This window comes from Leptothrix sp. (in: b-proteobacteria), from assembly GCF_965250675.1.
Lineage (GTDB): Bacteria > Pseudomonadota > Gammaproteobacteria > Burkholderiales > Burkholderiaceae_C > Sphaerotilus.
Map to the genome: position 1 here is coordinate 205001 of NZ_CBDFPH010000001.1, position 16757 is coordinate 221757.

At 68.6% G+C, this 16757-nt stretch carries 17 protein-coding genes; 7 read left to right on the top strand and 10 right to left on the bottom strand.

Annotation, left to right across the window (positions count from 1 at the left end; all coding sequences use genetic code 11):
* Positions 1-51 precede the first annotated feature (51 nt).
* On the bottom strand, positions 52-408 hold the full coding sequence (locus AC5IG3_RS00700) for an SWIB/MDM2 domain-containing protein (protein WP_491905019.1): 357 nt from the start codon (positions 406-408) through the stop codon (positions 52-54).
* A gap of 253 nt (positions 409-661) precedes the next feature.
* Here AC5IG3_RS00700 and AC5IG3_RS00705 point away from each other — a divergent pair, with 253 nt between their 5' ends.
* Genes AC5IG3_RS00705 through AC5IG3_RS00725 form a run of 5 tightly spaced genes read left to right on the top strand, consistent with a single transcriptional unit; the run spans position 662 to position 6258 of the window.
* Positions 662-1372 (top strand): TerC family protein, encoded by a 711-nt coding sequence (locus AC5IG3_RS00705; RefSeq protein ID WP_491896896.1) that lies wholly within the window; start codon positions 662-664, stop codon positions 1370-1372.
* A 17-nt stretch (positions 1373-1389) separates the two neighbouring features.
* On the top strand, positions 1390-3921 hold the full coding sequence (locus tag AC5IG3_RS00710) for a protein kinase domain-containing protein (protein WP_491896897.1): 2532 nt from the start codon (positions 1390-1392) through the stop codon (positions 3919-3921).
* Between the two features lie 26 nt (positions 3922-3947).
* On the top strand, positions 3948-4730 hold the full coding sequence (locus AC5IG3_RS00715) for a Stp1/IreP family PP2C-type Ser/Thr phosphatase (protein WP_491905020.1): 783 nt from the start codon (positions 3948-3950) through the stop codon (positions 4728-4730).
* 45 nt (positions 4731-4775) lie between these two features.
* The gene (locus AC5IG3_RS00720) at positions 4776-5465 is read left to right on the top strand and encodes an FHA domain-containing protein (RefSeq protein WP_491896898.1); all 690 of its coding nucleotides are present in this window, start codon (positions 4776-4778) and stop codon (positions 5463-5465) included.
* A gap of 16 nt (positions 5466-5481) precedes the next feature.
* Positions 5482-6258, top strand: coding sequence for an MBL fold metallo-hydrolase (locus tag AC5IG3_RS00725; RefSeq protein WP_491896899.1), 777 nt, complete (start codon positions 5482-5484; stop codon positions 6256-6258).
* Positions 6259-6282: 24 nt separating this feature from the next.
* Here the strand turns inward: AC5IG3_RS00725 and AC5IG3_RS00730 are convergent, their stop codons facing one another.
* The 3 genes from AC5IG3_RS00730 to AC5IG3_RS00740 all read right to left on the bottom strand — a co-directional run bounded on the left by AC5IG3_RS00730 (position 6283) and on the right by AC5IG3_RS00740 (position 9693).
* The gene (locus AC5IG3_RS00730) at positions 6283-7044 is read right to left on the bottom strand and encodes a TSUP family transporter (RefSeq protein WP_491896900.1); all 762 of its coding nucleotides are present in this window, start codon (positions 7042-7044) and stop codon (positions 6283-6285) included.
* A gap of 303 nt (positions 7045-7347) precedes the next feature.
* Positions 7348-9018, bottom strand: coding sequence for a GMC family oxidoreductase (locus AC5IG3_RS00735; protein WP_491896901.1), 1671 nt, complete (start codon positions 9016-9018; stop codon positions 7348-7350).
* Positions 9019-9054: 36 nt separating this feature from the next.
* Entirely contained in the window at positions 9055-9693 is a 639-nt protein-coding gene (locus AC5IG3_RS00740; RefSeq protein WP_491896902.1) for a MarC family protein, read from the bottom strand.
* 310 nt (positions 9694-10003) lie between these two features.
* On the opposite strand from AC5IG3_RS00740, the gene rbp reads away from it, so the two are divergent.
* Positions 10004-10498 carry an RNA-binding regulator gene (gene rbp / locus AC5IG3_RS00745; protein WP_491896903.1) on the top strand — a complete coding sequence of 165 codons (495 nt, stop codon included), beginning with the start codon at positions 10004-10006 and terminating at the stop codon, positions 10496-10498.
* 117 nt (positions 10499-10615) lie between these two features.
* Here rbp and AC5IG3_RS00750 read toward each other — a convergent pair whose 3' ends face one another.
* From AC5IG3_RS00750 to AC5IG3_RS00765, 4 genes are read right to left on the bottom strand one after another with little or no spacing between them, the layout of a single operon-like run.
* A complete protein-coding gene (locus AC5IG3_RS00750; RefSeq protein ID WP_491896904.1) occupies positions 10616-11401 on the bottom strand; it encodes an SDR family oxidoreductase in 786 nt (261 codons plus the stop codon).
* Positions 11401-12090 (bottom strand): LPS export ABC transporter periplasmic protein LptC, encoded by a 690-nt coding sequence (lptC, locus tag AC5IG3_RS00755; RefSeq protein WP_491896905.1) that lies wholly within the window; start codon positions 12088-12090, stop codon positions 11401-11403. The genes AC5IG3_RS00750 and lptC overlap by 1 nt, the downstream gene beginning before the upstream one ends.
* Before the next feature lie 14 nt (positions 12091-12104).
* Positions 12105-12698 carry a KdsC family phosphatase gene (locus AC5IG3_RS00760; RefSeq protein WP_491896906.1) on the bottom strand — a complete coding sequence of 198 codons (594 nt, stop codon included), beginning with the start codon at positions 12696-12698 and terminating at the stop codon, positions 12105-12107.
* Positions 12699-12700: 2 nt separating this feature from the next.
* Positions 12701-13684 (bottom strand): KpsF/GutQ family sugar-phosphate isomerase, encoded by a 984-nt coding sequence (locus tag AC5IG3_RS00765; protein WP_491896907.1) that lies wholly within the window; start codon positions 13682-13684, stop codon positions 12701-12703.
* A gap of 52 nt (positions 13685-13736) precedes the next feature.
* Between AC5IG3_RS00765 and AC5IG3_RS00770 the strand changes: the two genes are divergently transcribed.
* Entirely contained in the window at positions 13737-15737 is a 2001-nt protein-coding gene (locus AC5IG3_RS00770) for a monovalent cation:proton antiporter family protein (protein WP_491896908.1), read from the top strand.
* Positions 15738-15761: 24 nt separating this feature from the next.
* Here AC5IG3_RS00770 and AC5IG3_RS00775 read toward each other — a convergent pair whose 3' ends face one another.
* A complete protein-coding gene (locus tag AC5IG3_RS00775) occupies positions 15762-16142 on the bottom strand; it encodes a 4a-hydroxytetrahydrobiopterin dehydratase (RefSeq protein WP_491896909.1) in 381 nt (126 codons plus the stop codon).
* 35 nt (positions 16143-16177) lie between these two features.
* Positions 16178-16645, bottom strand: coding sequence for a cyclic nucleotide-binding domain-containing protein (locus tag AC5IG3_RS00780; protein ID WP_491896910.1), 468 nt, complete (start codon positions 16643-16645; stop codon positions 16178-16180).
* Positions 16646-16757 lie beyond the last annotated feature (112 nt).

The window sequence follows — 16757 nt, forward strand, 5'->3', positions numbered from 1 at the left end:
GCCGCTCATCGAGCGGCTTTTTCATGGGCAGAAGGTGTCCGCCGGGACGGCTCAGGACAGCTGGTCGCTGATGAGCTTGGTCATCTCGAACATCGAGACCTGTTCTTTCTTGAAGATCACCTTCAGCTTGGCGTCGGCATTGATCATGCGCTTGTTCGCCGGGTCCTGCAGGTTGTGCTTCTTGATGTATTCCCAGACTTTCTTGGTCACTTCGGTGCGCGGTGCGGGCGCTTTGCCGATCACGGCAGCCAGCGCGGCCGAAGGCGTCATGGCCTTCATGAAAGCGGCATTCGGGGCGCGCTTGGGGGTCGCCGTTTCAGCTGCAGCGGCCTTGGGTGCCGTTGCGGTAACAGCCGGCGTTGTCTTCGCGGCGGCTTTTTTTGCAGTTGCCATGTCAATACTCTCCATCAGTAACCGTTGATGTGTCCATTTCGGGCGCCCGGGTGGTTTCGGGCACTTTCTGAAGACACTGTGCAGATGAATGGTAATGCCTGTCCCTGGGCTTGAGAAGCGAATCGCCCAGGCCCCTTCCTCCCTCAGGCCTGGTGCGGGTGGCTTGCGTAGTTCCACGCAGAGCCACGGGCCTGCGCCCACCTACACTTCCGGCCTGCGCCCGCGTCGACTCCAAGTGGCCCGGAGCCTCCCCCTCAAGGAACATTGCATGGAACTGCTTCTCACCTCTTCCTTCTGGCTCGCCGTAGGCCAGATCATCCTGATCGACATCCTGCTCGGCGGCGACAACGCGGTCGTGATTGCGCTGGCCTGCCGCAAGCTGCCCGACGCGCAGCGCCGTGCCGGCATCCTGTGGGGAACGGCCGGTGCGATCGTTCTGCGTGTGGTGCTGATCTTCTTTGCGCTCACGCTGCTGGCCGTGCCTTATTTGAAGCTCGTCGGCGCGATCCTGCTGTTCTGGATCGGCGTCAAGCTGCTGATGCCTGAAGACGAGGACGAGCACGGCAACATCCAGGCGAGCGACAAGCTCTGGGCGGCGGTCAAGACGGTCATCGTGGCCGACTTCGTCATGAGCCTGGACAACGTCATCGCCATTGCCGGCGCGGCTGGCAACGCAGGTGCCGATCACCAGATGCCGCTGGTGATCTTCGGCCTGCTGGTGAGCATTCCCATCATCGTCTGGGGCAGCCAGGTGGTCATCACGCTGATGGACCGCTTCCCGCTCGTCATCACGCTCGGCGGCATGCTGCTGGGCTGGATTGCCGGCGGCATGGCCGTGAGCGATCCGGCCGTGGTGGGCTGGCTCGGGGGCGCCGTCAGCAGTGCCGTGCATTACGCCGCTGGCGTGGCCGGTGCGCTGTTCGTGCTGGCGCTGGGCAAGTGGCTGGCCTCGCGCAAGCCTGAGGCCCACGCCGCCTGAGCGCGCGGGTCGACCTCATGTCGATCCGTGGGCGCCGCCCGACCTACAGCCTGCACTGGCTCTGGCCGCTGGCGTTGGCGTTGCTGGCCGGCTGGGGCAGTGAGCGTGCCGGAATGTGGCGTGCGGCCGATCGCTGGAGCCGCGATCACGCCGTCACGGCAGCGGCCCGGGCGGCGCCCGAGTCGGTGCTGATCGTCGCCATCGACGACGCCAGCCTGCAGCGCCTCGGGCCGTGGCCGTGGTCGCGTTCCTGGCTGGCGCGCGCAACCGACCGGCTGACGGCGGCGGGCGCGCACACCATCGTGCTGAGCGAGCCGCTGCCGGGACGCGAGAACGACCTCGCGCTGCGCGAGTTGCAGCAACTCGCGGCGGTGGTGGCCACCGATCCGAATCTGGCGCGCCACCCGGAACTGCCCGCTGCGCTGTCGCGCAGCTACAGCCTGCTTGACACCGATACCGACCTGGCCCGCAGTCTGGCCACGCACCGGCGCAGCCTGCTGGCGCAAGGCGGCGGTGTCCCGATGGCACCGCAGACCTCGCAGACCCTGCGCGGCGCCGTCTGGGCGCAAGACGCGCTCGCGGTGGTGCCCGATGCCGATGGCGTGCTGCGCCGGCATGCGCTGGCGTCAGCGGGATCAGCCCCGAACGTGGCACCGTCGCTCGTCTGGTTGACGGCGTTGGCGCAGAGCGATGCCGACGCGCTTTCGGCCTCCAACCCGGTGCGGGTCCGCGAGCCGCTCACGCTGGCAGGTCGCCCGATTGCGCTGGATGCCGCACTGCAGTTCGAGCCTCTGTTTGCGCGCAACGGCGCGTCGGCCTCGGCCTTCATGGTGCTGCCTGCGCACGAGCTGCTCAACCCGGCGCGGGTGGTGCCGCGGCTGGACGGCAAGCTGGTGCTGATCGGGCGCACGGACGCCGCAGCCGGCCTCGTCGCCCGCACACCGGGCGGCGCGCCGCTCACGCGGGTCGAGGCGCTGGCGCACCTGAGTTCGGCGCTGCTGACCGATCAGGTCCTGCGCCAGCCGCGCGCCGCCGCCGTGCTGCCGTGGGGGTTGCTCGGACTGGTCGGCCTGTATCTGGCGCTGGTCCTGCCGCGCCTGGTGGGCGCGACCGCGCTGGCGCTCAGCAGCCTGCTGGCCGTGGCGCTGCTGCTGGGCAGCCATGTGCTGGTGCGCGTGATTCACCTCTGGTGGCCGGTGGCGATGCCGGTGGGGGTGCTGCTGCTGGGCACGGCGCTGATGCTGGCCCTGCGCTGGCGACAACAGTCATGGGCCGCGCGGTCGACCCTGCCGCCCAGCACGCTGCTGCAGACGGCGGACGAAAGTCTGAGCGAGCCACCCACCGAGGTTCTGAATCCCTTGCAACTGGTGCCCGGGGTCGATCCCGAACCGATGGCAGGCAGCGCAGTGACTTCGTCCGACATGATGCGTTTTGCGGTCGAGACGGCACCGACCTCGCGCTGGTCGCGTGGCACTGATCACAAGTCGACCAGCGCCCACGCGGGCGACCCGCAGACGCTGCCGATGGAGTACGTCCCATCGGTCATGCCTGAGCCCGAGACCGTGCGCCCCGATGCGCGCCTGCCCCGGCTGGCGCATTTCCATCTGCTGCGCGAACTCGGTCGCGGCACGATGGGACGGGTCTATCTGGCGCGTGACGTCAACACCGGGCGCGAGGTCGCGCTCAAGACGCTGGCGCTGACGCAGGAGTTCGAGGGCTACGCGCTGCAAGAAGCGCGTGAGCGCTTCCAGCGCGAGGCCCAGGCCGCCGCCCGGCTGCACCACCCCGATATCGTCAGCCTGCTGGAATCGGGCGAGGAGGGTGGGCTGGCCTACATCGCCATGGAGCGACTGAGCGGCCCCGACCTGTCCGGCCACGTGCATCCCGGCAACCTGCTGCCGGCGGCCGAGGTGGTGCATATCGGCGCCCGCGTGGCCGACGCGCTGGCGCATGCGCACGCGCAGGGCGTGATCCACCGCGACATCAAGCCCGCCAACGTGATGATCGATCCCGCGCTCGATCAGGTGAAGGTGACCGATTTCGGCGTGGCGCGCCTGCATGACGCCAGCCGCACCCGCACGGGGCTGGTGCTGGGCTCGCCGGCCTATATGTCGCCCGAGCAGCTGGTGGGTCGGGTGGTCGACGGTCGCAGCGACCTGTACTCGCTGGGCGTGCTGCTGTTTCAGATGCTGACCGGCGAGTTGCCGGTGGCGGGCCAGTCCATGGGTGAGCTGATGCAGGCGGTGGCCCATCAACCGGCGCCCAATCTGCGCAGCCTGCGGCCCGACTTGCCCGAGGCGTTGGCCGACGTGCTGAGCATCCTGCTGGAGAAGCGCCCCGAACTGCGCTACCGCGACGGCGCCGAACTCGCCGCCGACCTGCGTCTGATCGGCGCCATGCTCGAGCCCCCCAAACCCGACGAGCGCGCCGCCGATTTCCAGCCGACGGTGATCCAGGGCACATCGGTGCAGGAAGTCGCGGCCTTCGCCGCTGCGCCGGCTCCGCAGGCCCCGAATGCGGTGACGATGCGGGCACAATCCTCGACGTGAATATGGACCGACCCAGCGCCCCGCTCATGAGCTTCGAGTTCTACGCCGTAACCGATTGCGGCCGCACCCGCACCAACAACGAGGACTCGGTGGCTGTCGACGAGCGCGCCTCCCTGGCGGTGCTCGCCGATGGCATGGGCGGCTACAACGCCGGCGAAGTCGCCAGCGGCATGGCCACCGCCTTCATCCGCTCCGAGCTGGGTCGCTGGTTGACCGAGGCGTCTGCCGAGGTCAGCGACCACGACGTGCGCCGCGCGATGGACATCTGCGTCGACAACGCCAACCGCGCCATCTTCAACGCCGCCAACTCCAACCCGCAATACGCCGGCATGGGCACGACGCTGGTGGTGGCCGCGTTTCGCGGCGGGCGCCTGATGCTCGGCCATGTGGGCGACTCGCGTGCCTACCGCTGGCGCGAAGGCCGGCTGATGCAGCTCACGCGCGATCACTCGCTGCTGCAGGAGCAGATCGACGCCGGCCTGATCTCGCCCGAGCAGGCCGCAGTCAGCCTGCACAAGAATCTGGTCACCCGCGCCGTGGGCGTCGAGGACATGGTCCTGCTGGAAACCCACCTGCACCCGGTGGCGCCCGACGACTGGTTCCTGCTGTGCTCGGACGGTCTGTCGGACATGCTCGACGACGAAAGCATCGCCGACGTGCTGCTCAACCACACCGACATCGTCGATGCAGGCCACGCGCTGATCGAGGCTGCCAATGAAGCCGGCGGACGGGATAACATTGCTGTGATCCTGGTGGCTGCGCGCATGGACGCTTCTGCGGCGCGAACCTGGTGGCCGTTCCGGCGCTGAGGACAGACCGCGACTGTGCGGACGGAAAAAATACTGAGGTCACGCATGCCAAAACTGGTTGTTTCGCTGGACGGAGTCGTCATCAAGGAAGTCCAGCTCACGAAGGACAAGACCAGCCTGGGTCGCCGTCCCTACAACGATATCGTGATCGATAACCTGGCCGTCAGCGGCGAGCACGCTGTCTTGCAGATGATGGGCCAGGACGTCTACATCGAAGATCAGAACAGCACCAACGGGACCTACATCAACGGTCGCGCGGTCAAGAAGCAACTGCTGCAGCACAACGATACGGTCGAGATCGGCAAGTACAAGATCAAGTACCTGGTCGAGGAAAGCTCCGACTACGAGAAGACCATGATCCTCAAGCCCGGCCAGATGCCGCCTGGCCTGATGGCGCGACCCATGCCGTCCACCGTGCCGGCCGGCCTGCCTCCCTCCGCAGGCAGCTACACCCGGCCGCTGACCACGCCGGTGAACCAGGCGTCCATCCGCGTGCTCTCGGGCGCGGCAGCCGGGCGTGAGGTGGCGCTCACCAAGGTCGTGACCACGGTGGGCAAGCCCGGCGTGCAGGTCGCCTCCCTCACCAAGCGTCCGGGCGGTTATGTGATTGCCCACGTCGAGGGCGCCGGTCGTCCCATGGTCAACGGCGTGCCGGTTCAGGCCGATCCGGTGCACCTGAAGGATGGCGACGTGATCGAGCTGGCGGGCACCCAGATGCAGTTCGTCCAGCCCTGACGGCTGATCGCCCGCCATGAAGCTGCGCGTCCTGGGTTGCTCGGGTTCCATTGCGCGCGATTGCCGCACCACATCCTTCCTGCTGGATGATCACCTGCTGATCGATGCCGGCACCGGCGTGGGCGACCTGACGCTCGATGAGCTGGCGCGCGTCGACCACATCCTGCTGTCGCACTCGCACCTCGACCACGTGCTCGGCATTGCCCTGCTGGCCGACAGCGTGATGCAGCGCCGCCTGGCCGCACCCGACTTCCAGCCGATTCGCGTCTACGGCCTGCCCGCAACGCTCGATGCGCTGCGCCAGCACGTCTTCAACAACGTCATCTGGCCCGATTTCACCGCGCTGCCCCGGCCTGACCGGGCGATCCTGGAACTCGTGCCGGTCGAGGTGGGCGAGCACCTGCGTCTGGCCGGGCTGCACCTTGAAGTGCTGCCGGCCGCGCACAGCGTGCCGGCCTGCGGCTACGGCGTCGAGACCGATGCGGGCTGGTGGATCTACACCGGCGACACCGGGCCGAACCCGGCGCTCTGGGCCACGCTGAGCGGCCGCCCGCTGGCGCAGCTGGTGATCGAGACCGCGTTCAGCGACGACGAACTCGCGCTGGCGCAGATCAGCCGCCACCTCTCGCCCAGCATGCTGGCGGCCGAGCTGAGCCGGCTGGAGGTGCACACCTCGGTCGCCATCACCCACATCAAGCCGGGCGAGCGGGCGGCGGTCACCGGGCAGATTGCCGCGCTCGGCATTGGCCTGCCGGTGTTTGCGCTCTCGCGCGGCGACACGTTCGAGTTTTGACCTGATGGGCTGAGGCGCGGCGCTTCAGAGCCGCAGTGCGTCGTAGCCGGTGCGCAGGATCAGCGCTCCCACCACCACGATGAAGACGCCGCGCACGAAGCCGGCGCCGTGCCGCAGCGCCAGCCGCGTGCCGATCAGGCTGCCCAGCACGTTGGCGACCGCCATGGTGCCGGCCACTGCCCACCAGATGTGCCCCTTGACAATGAACAGCGCCAGCGCCGCCACGTTGGTGGCGATGTTGAGCAGCTTGGCGCTGGCCGAGGCGTGCAGGAAGTCGTAGCCCAGCGCGCGCACGAACAGGAACACGAAGAAGCTGCCGGTGCCAGGGCCGAAGAAGCCGTCATAGAAGCCGATGCCGCCGCCGATCAGCATGGCGATGCGTCGCTCGGCCTGCGCGCTCCGGTGCGGCGCATGCACGCGGCCCAGGTCCTTGCGTGCCAGCGTGTAGATCAACACCGCCAGCAGCACCAGCGGCAGCGCGCGGCGCAGGCCGCTGGCGCTGACCTGCGTCACCAGCCAGGCGCCGCTGGCGGCGCCCAGCAGCGCCATGGCCATGGCCGGCAGCAGCGTGGTCCAGTTCAGCGTCACCCGGCGCGCGTAGAGATTGGCCGCCCAGGCCGTGCCCCAGACGGCGGCTCCCTTGTTGGTGCCGAACAGCGTGGCCGGCGGCGCGCCCGGGTAGACCGCAAACAGCGCCGGCAGCAGCACCAGTCCGCCGCCGCCGACGATGGCATCGACAAATCCCGCCAGGCCCGAGGCCGCAGTCACCAGAAGAAGATCGAGCATGGATCCGAGCGAGAAGTGCCGCAGCCAAAAACGGGCCGCCAAAGAAAAAGGCGCCGGTGGTGGCCGGCGCCTTCAATTGTCACCTCTGCGCTTGTAGCGCTGAATTTGTTCAGGGGCGGTGCCCGCGACCGTCTTGGTTTTTGAATGGTCGGTGCGGACTTGTTATGCGCCTGTCTGTCGATGTCTCCTCGGCCCCTCGCTCTTGCTGAACGCCAGCTGGGGCGTCGTCTGCGAGTGCCGAGAATGTAGTGTCTCCCCGTGTCGTCCGGCATCGGGGCTTTCCCGCAGGCCGGCGGGCATCGGTCACGCTGCTTGCGTGGCGTCAGCCAGGATCCATTGCGCCGCGCGCTCGGCAATCATCAGTGTGGGCGAGTTGGTGTTGCCGCTGGTGATGCTGGGCATCACGCTGGCGTCCACCACCCGCAGGCCCGCCACGCCGCGCACGCGCAGCTGCGGGTCGACCACGGCCAGCGGGTCGTTCTCGGCGCCCATGCGGCAGGTGCCGACCGGGTGGAAGATGGTGGTGCCGATGTCGCCGGCCAGGCGCATCAGGTCTTCATCGCTCTGGAACTGCACGCCGGGCTTGTATTCCTGCGGCTTGTAGGGCGCCAGGGCCGGCTGGGCGACGATGCGCCGCGTCACGCGCAACGAATCGGCCGCGACTTGCCGGTCCTCGGCCGTGGCGAGGTAGTTGGTCTGGATGGCCGGCGCCTGTGTGTGCTCGGGCGAGGTGATGCGCACCTGGCCGCGCGAGGTCGGGTTGAGGTTGCAGACGCTGGCCGTGAAGGCGTTGAAGCGGTGCAGCGGCTCGCCGAAGGCGTCCAGCGACAGCGGTTGCACGTGGTACTGGAGGTTGGCGTGCGGCTGATCGGACGACGAGCGCGTGAATGCGCCCAGCTGCGACGGCGCCATGCTCATCGGCCCGCTGCGCTTGAAGGCGTATTCCAGCCCGATGCGCGCCTTGCCCCACCAGGACTGCGTCATGGTGTTGAGCGTGCGCGTGTTGTCGACCTGGTAGACCGAGCGGATCTGCAGGTGGTCCTGCAGGTTGGCGCCCACGCCGGGCAGGTCGGCCTGCACGGTGACGCCCACGTCGTTGAGCAGCTGGCCCGGCCCGATGCCCGAGAGCTGCAGGATCTGCACGCTGCCGATGCTGCCGGCGCTCAGGATCACCTCGCCGGTGGCCTGCACGATCTCGACGCCGTGCGGCGTCACCACCTCGACGCCGGTGCAGCGCAGCCGGCCGTCGGCCGAGGGCGCCAGGATCAGGCGCTTGGCCTGCACGCCGGTCCACAGCGCGAAGTTGGGGCGGCCGAAGCAGGTGGGCCGCAGGAAGGCCTTGGCGGTGTTCCAGCGCAAGCCGCTGCGCTGGTTGACCTCGAAGTAGGACACGCCTTCGTTGTCACCGCGGTTGAAGTCCTCGGTGGCGGGCACGCCGGCCTGCTGCGCGGCCTGGGCGAAGGCGTCCAGGATGTCCCAGCGCAGGCGCTGGCGCTCCACGCGCCATTCGCCGCCATGGCCGTGGGCCGAATTCCAGTCCGAGCCGACAGCGTTCTTGGCCGCCTGCTCCGCATCGAGCCGCCAGTGGTTCTCGTGCTTCTTGAAATAGGGCAGGCAGTGTTCCCAGCGCCAGCTGGCGTCGCCGGTCTGGGCGGCCCAGCGGTCGTAGTCGCGGGCCTGGCCGCGCATGTAGATCATGCCGTTGATGCTGGAGCTGCCGCCCAGCACCTTGCCGCGCGGATAGCGCAGGCGGCGGCCGTTGAGGCCGGGGTCCGGCTCGGTCTGGTACAGCCAGTCGGTGCGCGGGTTGCCGATGCAGTGCAGGTAGCCGACCGGAATGTGGATCCAGTGGTAGTCGTCATGGCCGCCGGCTTCCAGCAGCAGCACGCGCTTGCGCGGATTGGCGCTCAGGCGGTTGGCCAGCAGGCTGCCGGCGGTGCCGGCGCCGACGATGATGTAGTCGAAGGTTTCCATCTCGATGTCTCGTGTGTGTTGTTGTTATGCAGGGGCTCAGTGCAGCGGGGTGGCCAGCACCGGAAACAGCTTGAGCAGGCCCTCGGCCATGATCTCCACTGCCAATGCGGCCAGGATCAGCCCCATCAGCCGCGTCATGATGTTGATGCCGGTCTTGCCCAGCAGGCGCGCAATGCGCCCGGCGGCCGAGAAGGTGATGAACGTGGCGCAACCCACCACCACGCCGTAGCCGACCAGCGCGGCCAGCTGCCACCAGTGGCGGGTCTGGTCGGCGTAGATCACCATGGTCGAGATCGTGGCCGGCCCGGTCAGCAGCGGAATGGTCAGCGGCACCACCGCGATGCTGGCGCCGGCGCTGGCCTTCTGCTCGCCTTCGTTGACGTCGTCCTTGCGCGCCTCGGCCGGCTGGGCGTTGAGCATCTGCAGCGCGCTGATCAGCAGCAGCGTGCCACCGCCGACCTGGAACGATGCCAGCGAGATGCCGAAGAACTCGATCACCTTCAGCCCGGCGAGCGCGCTGATGGCGATCACCAGAAACGCCGTCGTCGACGACACGCGGATGGTCTGGCGGCGCTGCGCCGCGTTCAGGTGGCTCGTGAAGTGGATGAAGAACGGCACCACGCCGATCGGGTTGACGATGACCAGCAGTGCGATCAGGGGTTTGAGCAGATCCATGGCGGCCGATTGTGGCTGCAAGCTCGCTTGCCCCCAGGCCGGTTCGGCCTGCTTCGGCGGTCTTCTTCGCTGTTTTTACTCCATGAAAACCCGTAAAAAACCGGGGCGGTGCACCGTAGAAACAAAAATCTGGCTCGTTTACAACAGTTGTGATTCACGTGTCGCGCTACGTGCTTGACTCTCACGCATAATCATTCTCCGTGTCTGGATGCATGCGCCTTCTCTGTTCTTTTGGAATGAGTAGCTGGCTGTAGCTCCGCCACTTGTCTCTTCAGTACTGCGGTACTTGTTTCTTGAAAGGCGCTCTCCCATGGGCAACAAACTCTACGTAGGCAACCTTGCTTACAGCGTTCGCGACGAAGATCTCAACGACGCGTTTTCTCAGTTCGGCGCGGTCAGCTCGGCCAAGGTCATGATGGACCGCGAAACCGGTCGCTCCAAGGGCTTCGGCTTCGTGGAGATGGCAACCGATCCCGAAGCACAAGCTGCGATCAACGGCCTCAACGGCCAGTCGATCGGTGGCCGTGCCATCGTGGTGAACGAAGCCCGTCCTCGTGAAGAGCGCCCGGGTGGCTTCCGTAGCCCCTACGGTGGCGGCGGTGCTGGCGGCGGCGGTGGCCGCAGCGGTGGCGGCGGCTTCGGCGGCGGTGGTGGTGCAGGCGGCGGTGGCGGCGGCGGTTTCCGCAGCCCCTACGGCGGCGGCGGTGCTGGCGGCGGCGGTGGCCGTAGCGGCGGCGGTGGTCGCAGCGGTGGCGGCGGTGGCTACGGCGGTGGTGGCGGCGGCTACGGTGGCGGCGGTTACTGATCGTTGTCAGCGGTCTGCGCTCTAACCGGCGCAGGCACTGCTAAAAGAAGCGTCAAATCGCAAGGTTCGGCGCTTTTTTCATGGGCGCGTCACTTCGTGAGTGTCATGTCACCCGACTCACTCGCCACGCCGTTTCTTGCGGCTGCGGCCGGCAAACACCGCATCGAACAGCGCGTTCGGCAGCACACGCAGCAGCTTGGCCACCCAGCCCATGGGCCACGGGATGACGCGGTAGCGGCTGCCGGCGGCAATGGCCGCCACGGCGCGTGCGGCGAAAGCCTCCGGCGTCATCAGGAAGGGCATGGCGTAGGTGTTGTGCCGGGTCAGCGGCGTGGCGACAAAACCGGGCAGCAGCGTGACCACCTTGACCCGGTCGGCGCGCAACTCGACCCGCAGGCTTTCGCAGTAGCTCACCACCGCCGCCTTGCTGGCGCAGTAGCCGCCATGCCCCGGCATGCCGCGAATGGCGCCGACGCTGGCGATGCCCACCAGCGTGCCGCAGCGTGCCAGCCGCATCGCGCCGATGAAGGGGTGAAACGTGGCCGCCATGCCGACGTTGTTGGTGGCGTAGATCTCGCTCAGCACGTCCAGGTCGTCGCGCTCGCCGGTGTCGATACCCACGCTGATGCCGGCGTTGGCGATCACCACGGCGGGCAGGCCCTGCTCGATCAGGCAGCGCCTGCCGGCGGCGACGATGCTGTCGATGTCACGCACATCGGCGCCGTACACCGCCACCCGATCCGGCCCCAGGCCGTGGGCACGCGCCCAGGCTTCGATCTGTTCAGTGCGTCGCGCCACCAGCGCCAGCCGCCAGCCGCGCTGCGCGTAGGCCGCTGCCAGCGCCTGGCCGATGCCGCTGGAGGCGCCGGTGATGAAGACCAGCGGTGGATGGCTGGTCTTCATCACCGGCGCACCCCTGGCTTGGCCGGGTTCTGCACGACACCCTGCACGCCGCTGCCGAGCACAGTGGTCTGCTGGGCGTTGTCGTGGTCGAGCGAGCCGGCGTCGATCACGCTGGCGCCCTGGCGCAACTGCACCGGTTTGTCGCTGTGGACGTGTCCCGTGGCCAGATCGAAATCGATCTGCTCGCCGAGGAATTCCAGGGCTGCGGGTTCGGTCGTACCGGGCTCGCGCCGCACTTGTGCGCCGCCTTCGAGTCGCACCCGCTGGCCTGGCGCATGCGCTACGGCGTGGTCGGCGTGGGCGTGCAGCGTGCGGCCGTCGGTGGCGGTCCAGCGCACGCGCACGCCGTCGATTTCCAGCCGGTCATCGGTGGCGTAGTGGCGCGCCAGTTCGCCCTCGATCACACCTTGTGCCGGCCCGGTGCTGGCGTAGCGTTGCACCGAGAAGCCGCGCATCTGGTAGTCGGGCTCCTGGCTGGGCGCTGCGGCGGCGCGATCGGGTTCAGGCACCGGCGTGCTGCGCACCAGCCAGGCCGTGGCGGCGGCCAGCAGCGCCATCAGCAGCACCGGCAGGTAGTGGGGCAGGTTGTGGCGCAGGCGGGTGCGCCAGGGCAGGCGCGGCTGCGGCGTGATGCCGAAGGTGCGGCTCAGCAGCGGCGGCAGCGGGACGGGGCCTGAATCGGGATCCATGCGGGCGCCTTGCCTCAGCCCGCCGCGCTGTCGAGCGTGATCAGGTGGCCGTGCAGCAACTCGGCGTAGCGGCCCGACGCCACCAGCAGCACATCGCAGAACTCGCGCGCCGCGCCGTGACCGCCGCTGCGGGCGGTCACGTGGTGGGCCGCAGCGCAGACCTCGATGTGCGCGTTGGCTGGCGCCACCGCGAAGGCGCAGCGCGTCATCAGCGGCAGGTCGGGCCAGTCGTCGCCCAGCACCGCCAGTTGATCCCAGCCGGCGTCGTGCTCGGCCAGCAGCTCGGTGGCGGCGGCCAGCTTGTCGTGCACGCCGAAGCGGGCGTGGACGATGCCCAGATCGGCGCAACGGCGCCGCACGGCGGGTGAATCGCGCCCGGTGATCACCAGCGGCGTGATGCCCGCCGGCGGCAGTAGCTTGATGCCCTGGCCGTCGAGCGTGTTGAAGGCCTTGAAGTCCTCGCCGTGCGCGCCGACGTAGATGCGGCCGTCGGTCAGGCAGCCGTCGATGTCGAAGATCGCCAGCTTCACGCCCTGCGCGAGCAGCAGCAGGGCCGGATCGAACTGGATCTGCGGCTGCAGGACACGCGGTGGGGGTGAGGTGCGCATGCTCAGATCACCTTGGCGCGCATCAGGTCGTTGGTGTTGAGGGCGCCGACCAGCACGCCCTCGGCGTTGCGCACCAGCAGCGTGGTGACGCGGGCCTCTTCCATCAGCGTGGCGGCGTCCACGGCCAGCGCGTCGTCGCGCACGGTGCGCGGCTGCGGGCGCATCACGGTGGCGGCGTCGAGGCCGAGCAGGTTGCGGCCGGCCTCGATGGCGCGGCGCAGGTCGCCGTCGGTGAAGATGCCGATGGCGCAGCCGGTGGCATCGACGATGGCGGTGGCGCCCAGGCCCTTGGCGCTCATCTCGCGCATCACGTCGAGGAAGGGTGTCTGCGGCGTCACGCGCGGCACGGCGTCGCCGTTGCGCATGATGTCGCGCACGTGGGTCAGCAGCTTGCGGCCGAGTGCGCCGCCGGGGTGCGAGCGGGCGAAGTCTTCCTCGCGGAAGCCGCGCGCGTCGAGCAGCGCCACCGCCAGCGCGTCGCCCAGCGCCAGCTGCGCGGTGGTGCTGGCCGTGGGGGCCAGGTTGAGCGGGCAGGCCTCCTGGCTGACGCGGTTGGACATGACGATGTCGGCGTGCGCCGCCAGCGTCGACTCGGCCCGGCCGGTCATGGCCACCAGCGTGATGCTCATGCGCTTGAGCGCGGGCAGGATGGCGGCCAGTTCGTCGCTCTCGCCTGAGTTGGAGATCGCCAGCACCACGTCGCCGGCGGTGACCATGCCGAGGTCGCCGTGGCTGGCCTCGGCCGGGTGCACGAACATGGCCGGCGTGCCGGTTGACGCGAGCGTGGCGGCAATCTTGCGGCCCACATGGCCGCTCTTGCCCATGCCCATCACCACCACCCGGCCTTGGCAGCCCAGCACGGCCTGCACGGCCTGCGCGAAGCTGTCGCCCTGCTGCGCTTGCAGGTCGAGCAAGGCCTGGGCCTCGATCCGGAGGGTTTTTTGCGCGATCTGGATGGCGCGCTGCGCGTCGAAGGGGGCAGGCATCACGGCGGCTGGCCATCAGGCTGAATTAGGATGCAACGATTTTAGTTGCCGCATGGCCACCAACCTCGAAGTCGCTCTGCTCTACCTGATCGCCGCCGTGCTGGGCGTGGTGGGCTGCCGCCTGCTCAAGCTGCCGGCCATGCTGGGCTATCTGCTGGTGGGCGTGGTGATCGGGCCGAACGCGCTGGCGCTGGCACGCGACTCGGCTGGTGTGCGCTACCTGGCCGAGTTCGGTGTGGTGTTCCTGATGTTCGTGATCGGGCTGGAGTTCAACCTGCCCAAGCTGCGCAGCATGCGCCGGCTGGTGTTTGGCCTGGGCCTGGGCCAGGTGGCGCTGACCATGGCGGGCGCCATGCTCGGCAACCTGATGCTGACGGTGCTGTTCAGCTACACCGCCCGCGCCTGGGAATTGAGCTGGCCGGGCGCGCTGACGCTGGGCGCGGCGCTGGCGATGTCGAGCACCGCCATCGTCGCCAAGATGATGGCCGAGCGGCTGGAGCTCGAAAGCGAGCACGGCCGCCGCGTCATGGGCGTGCTGCTGTTCCAGGATCTGGCCGTCGTGCCGCTGCTGGTGCTGATTCCGGCGCTGTCGCAGGACGGCGGCGACCTGCTGCGCACCATGGGGCTGGCGCTGGCCAAGGCCGCCGCGCTGCTGGCGCTGCTGCTGTGGGGCGGCCCCAAGCTGATGCGCTGGTGGCTGACCGAGGTGGCGCGGCGCAAGAGCGAGGAGCTGTTCGTCCTCAACATCCTGCTCATCACGCTCGGCCTGTCCTGGCTGACCGAGCACGCCGGCCTGTCGCTGGCACTCGGCGCCTTCGTCGCCGGCATGCTGATCGCCGAGACGCAGTTCAAGCACCAGGTCGAGACCGACATCCGCCCCTTCCACGACGTGCTGCTGGGCCTGTTCTTCATCACCATCGGCATGAAGCTCGACTGGCGTCCGGTGCTGGCCGAATGGCCGCTGGTGCTGATGCTGAGCGTAGTGCCGGTGCTGGCCAAGGCGCTGCTGGTGACGCTGCTGGCGCGCGCCTTCCGGGCCCCGCCCGGCGTGGCGATCCGCACCGGGCTGTACCTGGCGCAGGCCGGCGAGTTCGGTTTCGTGCTGCTGAGCCTGGCGGCCGAACAGGGCCTGGTCGCGCAGCAGTGGATGAGCCCGGTGCTGGCGAGCATGGTGCTGTCGATGCTGGCCACGCCCTTCATCATCATGCACAGCAACGCCATCGTGATGCGCGTCTCGGCCAATGACTGGCTGATGCAGTCGGTGCAGCTCACCAGCATCGCCAAGAAGGCCATCCGCACCGAGGCCCACGTCATCATCTGCGGCTACGGCCGCAGCGGCCAGAACCTGGCGCGGCTGCTGGAGCAGGAAGGCATCCCGTACATGGCGCTCGACCTTGACCCCGACCGCGTCCGCCAGGCCGCCGCCGCCGGCCAGAGCGTGGTCTTCGGTGACGCCGCGCGCCTGCCGGCGCTGATGGCTGCCGGCCTGGCGCGCGCCAGCGCGGTGGTGGTCAGCTACTACGACACCCCCTCGGCGCTCAAGGTGCTGCAGCATGTGCACGACCACGCCGCGCACGTGCCGGTGGTGGTGCGCACCATCGACGACACCGACCTCGAAAAACTGCGCGCCGCCGGCGCCACCGAGGTCGTGCCCGAGGCCATCGAAGGCTCGCTGATGCTGGCCAGCCACGCGCTGGCGCTGGTCGGCGTGCCGGTGCGGCGCGTCATCCGTCTGACCCGCGACGCCCGCGATGCGCGCTACGGCCTGCTGCGCGGCTACTTCCACGGCGCTGACGACGACACCGCCGAAGACCGCCTGCAGGAGCGCCTGCATACCGTCAGCCTGCCGTTCGGCTCGCCCAGCGTGGGTGCGCTGTTGGGCGACCTGGCGCTGCCAGCGCTGGGCGTGTCGGTGGTCTCGGTGCGGCGCAACAGCGGCCGCGTGCAGAACGGCGACGACGAACTGCAACTCGCCGGCGGTGACGTGCTCGTCATCAGCGGCCTGCCCGAGCGGCTGGCGCTGGCCGAGGCGCGCTTGCTGAAAGGCGATTGATGCGTGCCGTTCAGCCTGGCCGGCTCAGGTGTCGTACTTGATGTAGAGCACGCGCGGGTCATCCTGCGGCGTGCCCTCCAGCGCCGAGCCGGCCTCCAGCGCGGGTTGCCAGCACACCACCTGTTCGATTTTGGCGGCCAGCGCGAAGTCTTTTGCGGTGATGCCCCCCGCCGAATGCGTCACCAGCTTGACCACCACCGCAGCGTAGGACACCGACAGATCCGGGTGATGCCAGGCTGCCTCGGCCAGGTGGCCGATGGTGTTGACCACCATCATCGTGGCCTTCCAGCCGCTGGTGCGATAGCGGCGTTGCAGCTGTCCGGCCTCCAGAGACCAGTGCGGCAGATCGTGCGCGATGCGTTCCTGCACCTGTGCTTCGGACAAGACGGGGTCGACTGTTTTCATGGCAACTCCTGGCTGTCTGGTTGACGTGCTGTCTGTCAGGCGACGGCGGACTGGTGCGCCAGGTTGGCGCGCATGCGCGCGGCCATCACGGCACCGGCGGCGCGCAGCAATTCGATGGCGATGGCCGGCGCGCGCGAGGCCAGCTCCTCGAAACGCGGCAGGTGCATGCCCCAGACCAGCGCGGGCGTCATGGCCTCGACGTTGGCGCTGTGCGGCTGATCGCTGAACAGCCCTGTTTCGCCCACCAGCGCGCCCGGGCGCAGCAGCGCGATGCGGCTGCTGCCGGGTGCGCCGCCGCTGCGGTAGACCTGCAGCGAGCCACGGCCCAGAAAGTAGGCGGTGCGGTCGGTGTCGCCCTGCCGGATCAGCAGGTCGCCGGCCCGCACCTCGTAGGCCGCCAGGTAGCCGCCCAGCGTGCGCCACTGCAGCGCGTCCAGGCGTGCGTGGAAGGCGTCGTCGGTGTTGAGCGACTGCACGACCTGAACCAGTTCTTCGATACCCATCACGCTCTCCGCTCGATATGTAACAAATTCTACAAGTCTTCAACCTTTCACGACCTGCGGAACATGCCCGAGGGTAGGTGCATCGGCGGCTTCATGAAGTAACCGATTGGCG

Coding starts and splice junctions, on each gene's coding strand:
- AC5IG3_RS00700 (WP_491905019.1), bottom strand. CDS start 408: ATGGAGAGTATTGACATGGCAACTGCAAAAAAAGCCGCCGCGAAGACA.
- AC5IG3_RS00705 (WP_491896896.1), top strand. CDS start 662: ATGGAACTGCTTCTCACCTCTTCCTTCTGGCTCGCCGTAGGCCAGATC.
- AC5IG3_RS00710 (WP_491896897.1), top strand. CDS start 1,390: ATGTCGATCCGTGGGCGCCGCCCGACCTACAGCCTGCACTGGCTCTGG.
- AC5IG3_RS00715 (WP_491905020.1), top strand. CDS start 3,948: ATGAGCTTCGAGTTCTACGCCGTAACCGATTGCGGCCGCACCCGCACC.
- AC5IG3_RS00720 (WP_491896898.1), top strand. CDS start 4,776: ATGCCAAAACTGGTTGTTTCGCTGGACGGAGTCGTCATCAAGGAAGTC.
- AC5IG3_RS00725 (WP_491896899.1), top strand. CDS start 5,482: ATGAAGCTGCGCGTCCTGGGTTGCTCGGGTTCCATTGCGCGCGATTGC.
- AC5IG3_RS00730 (WP_491896900.1), bottom strand. CDS start 7,044: ATGCTCGATCTTCTTCTGGTGACTGCGGCCTCGGGCCTGGCGGGATTT.
- AC5IG3_RS00735 (WP_491896901.1), bottom strand. CDS start 9,018: ATGGAAACCTTCGACTACATCATCGTCGGCGCCGGCACCGCCGGCAGC.
- AC5IG3_RS00740 (WP_491896902.1), bottom strand. CDS start 9,693: ATGGATCTGCTCAAACCCCTGATCGCACTGCTGGTCATCGTCAACCCG.
- rbp (WP_491896903.1), top strand. CDS start 10,004: ATGGGCAACAAACTCTACGTAGGCAACCTTGCTTACAGCGTTCGCGAC.
- AC5IG3_RS00750 (WP_491896904.1), bottom strand. CDS start 11,401: ATGAAGACCAGCCATCCACCGCTGGTCTTCATCACCGGCGCCTCCAGC.
- lptC (WP_491896905.1), bottom strand. CDS start 12,090: ATGGATCCCGATTCAGGCCCCGTCCCGCTGCCGCCGCTGCTGAGCCGC.
- AC5IG3_RS00760 (WP_491896906.1), bottom strand. CDS start 12,698: ATGCGCACCTCACCCCCACCGCGTGTCCTGCAGCCGCAGATCCAGTTC.
- AC5IG3_RS00765 (WP_491896907.1), bottom strand. CDS start 13,684: ATGCCTGCCCCCTTCGACGCGCAGCGCGCCATCCAGATCGCGCAAAAA.
- AC5IG3_RS00770 (WP_491896908.1), top strand. CDS start 13,737: ATGGCCACCAACCTCGAAGTCGCTCTGCTCTACCTGATCGCCGCCGTG.
- AC5IG3_RS00775 (WP_491896909.1), bottom strand. CDS start 16,142: ATGAAAACAGTCGACCCCGTCTTGTCCGAAGCACAGGTGCAGGAACGC.
- AC5IG3_RS00780 (WP_491896910.1), bottom strand. CDS start 16,645: ATGGGTATCGAAGAACTGGTTCAGGTCGTGCAGTCGCTCAACACCGAC.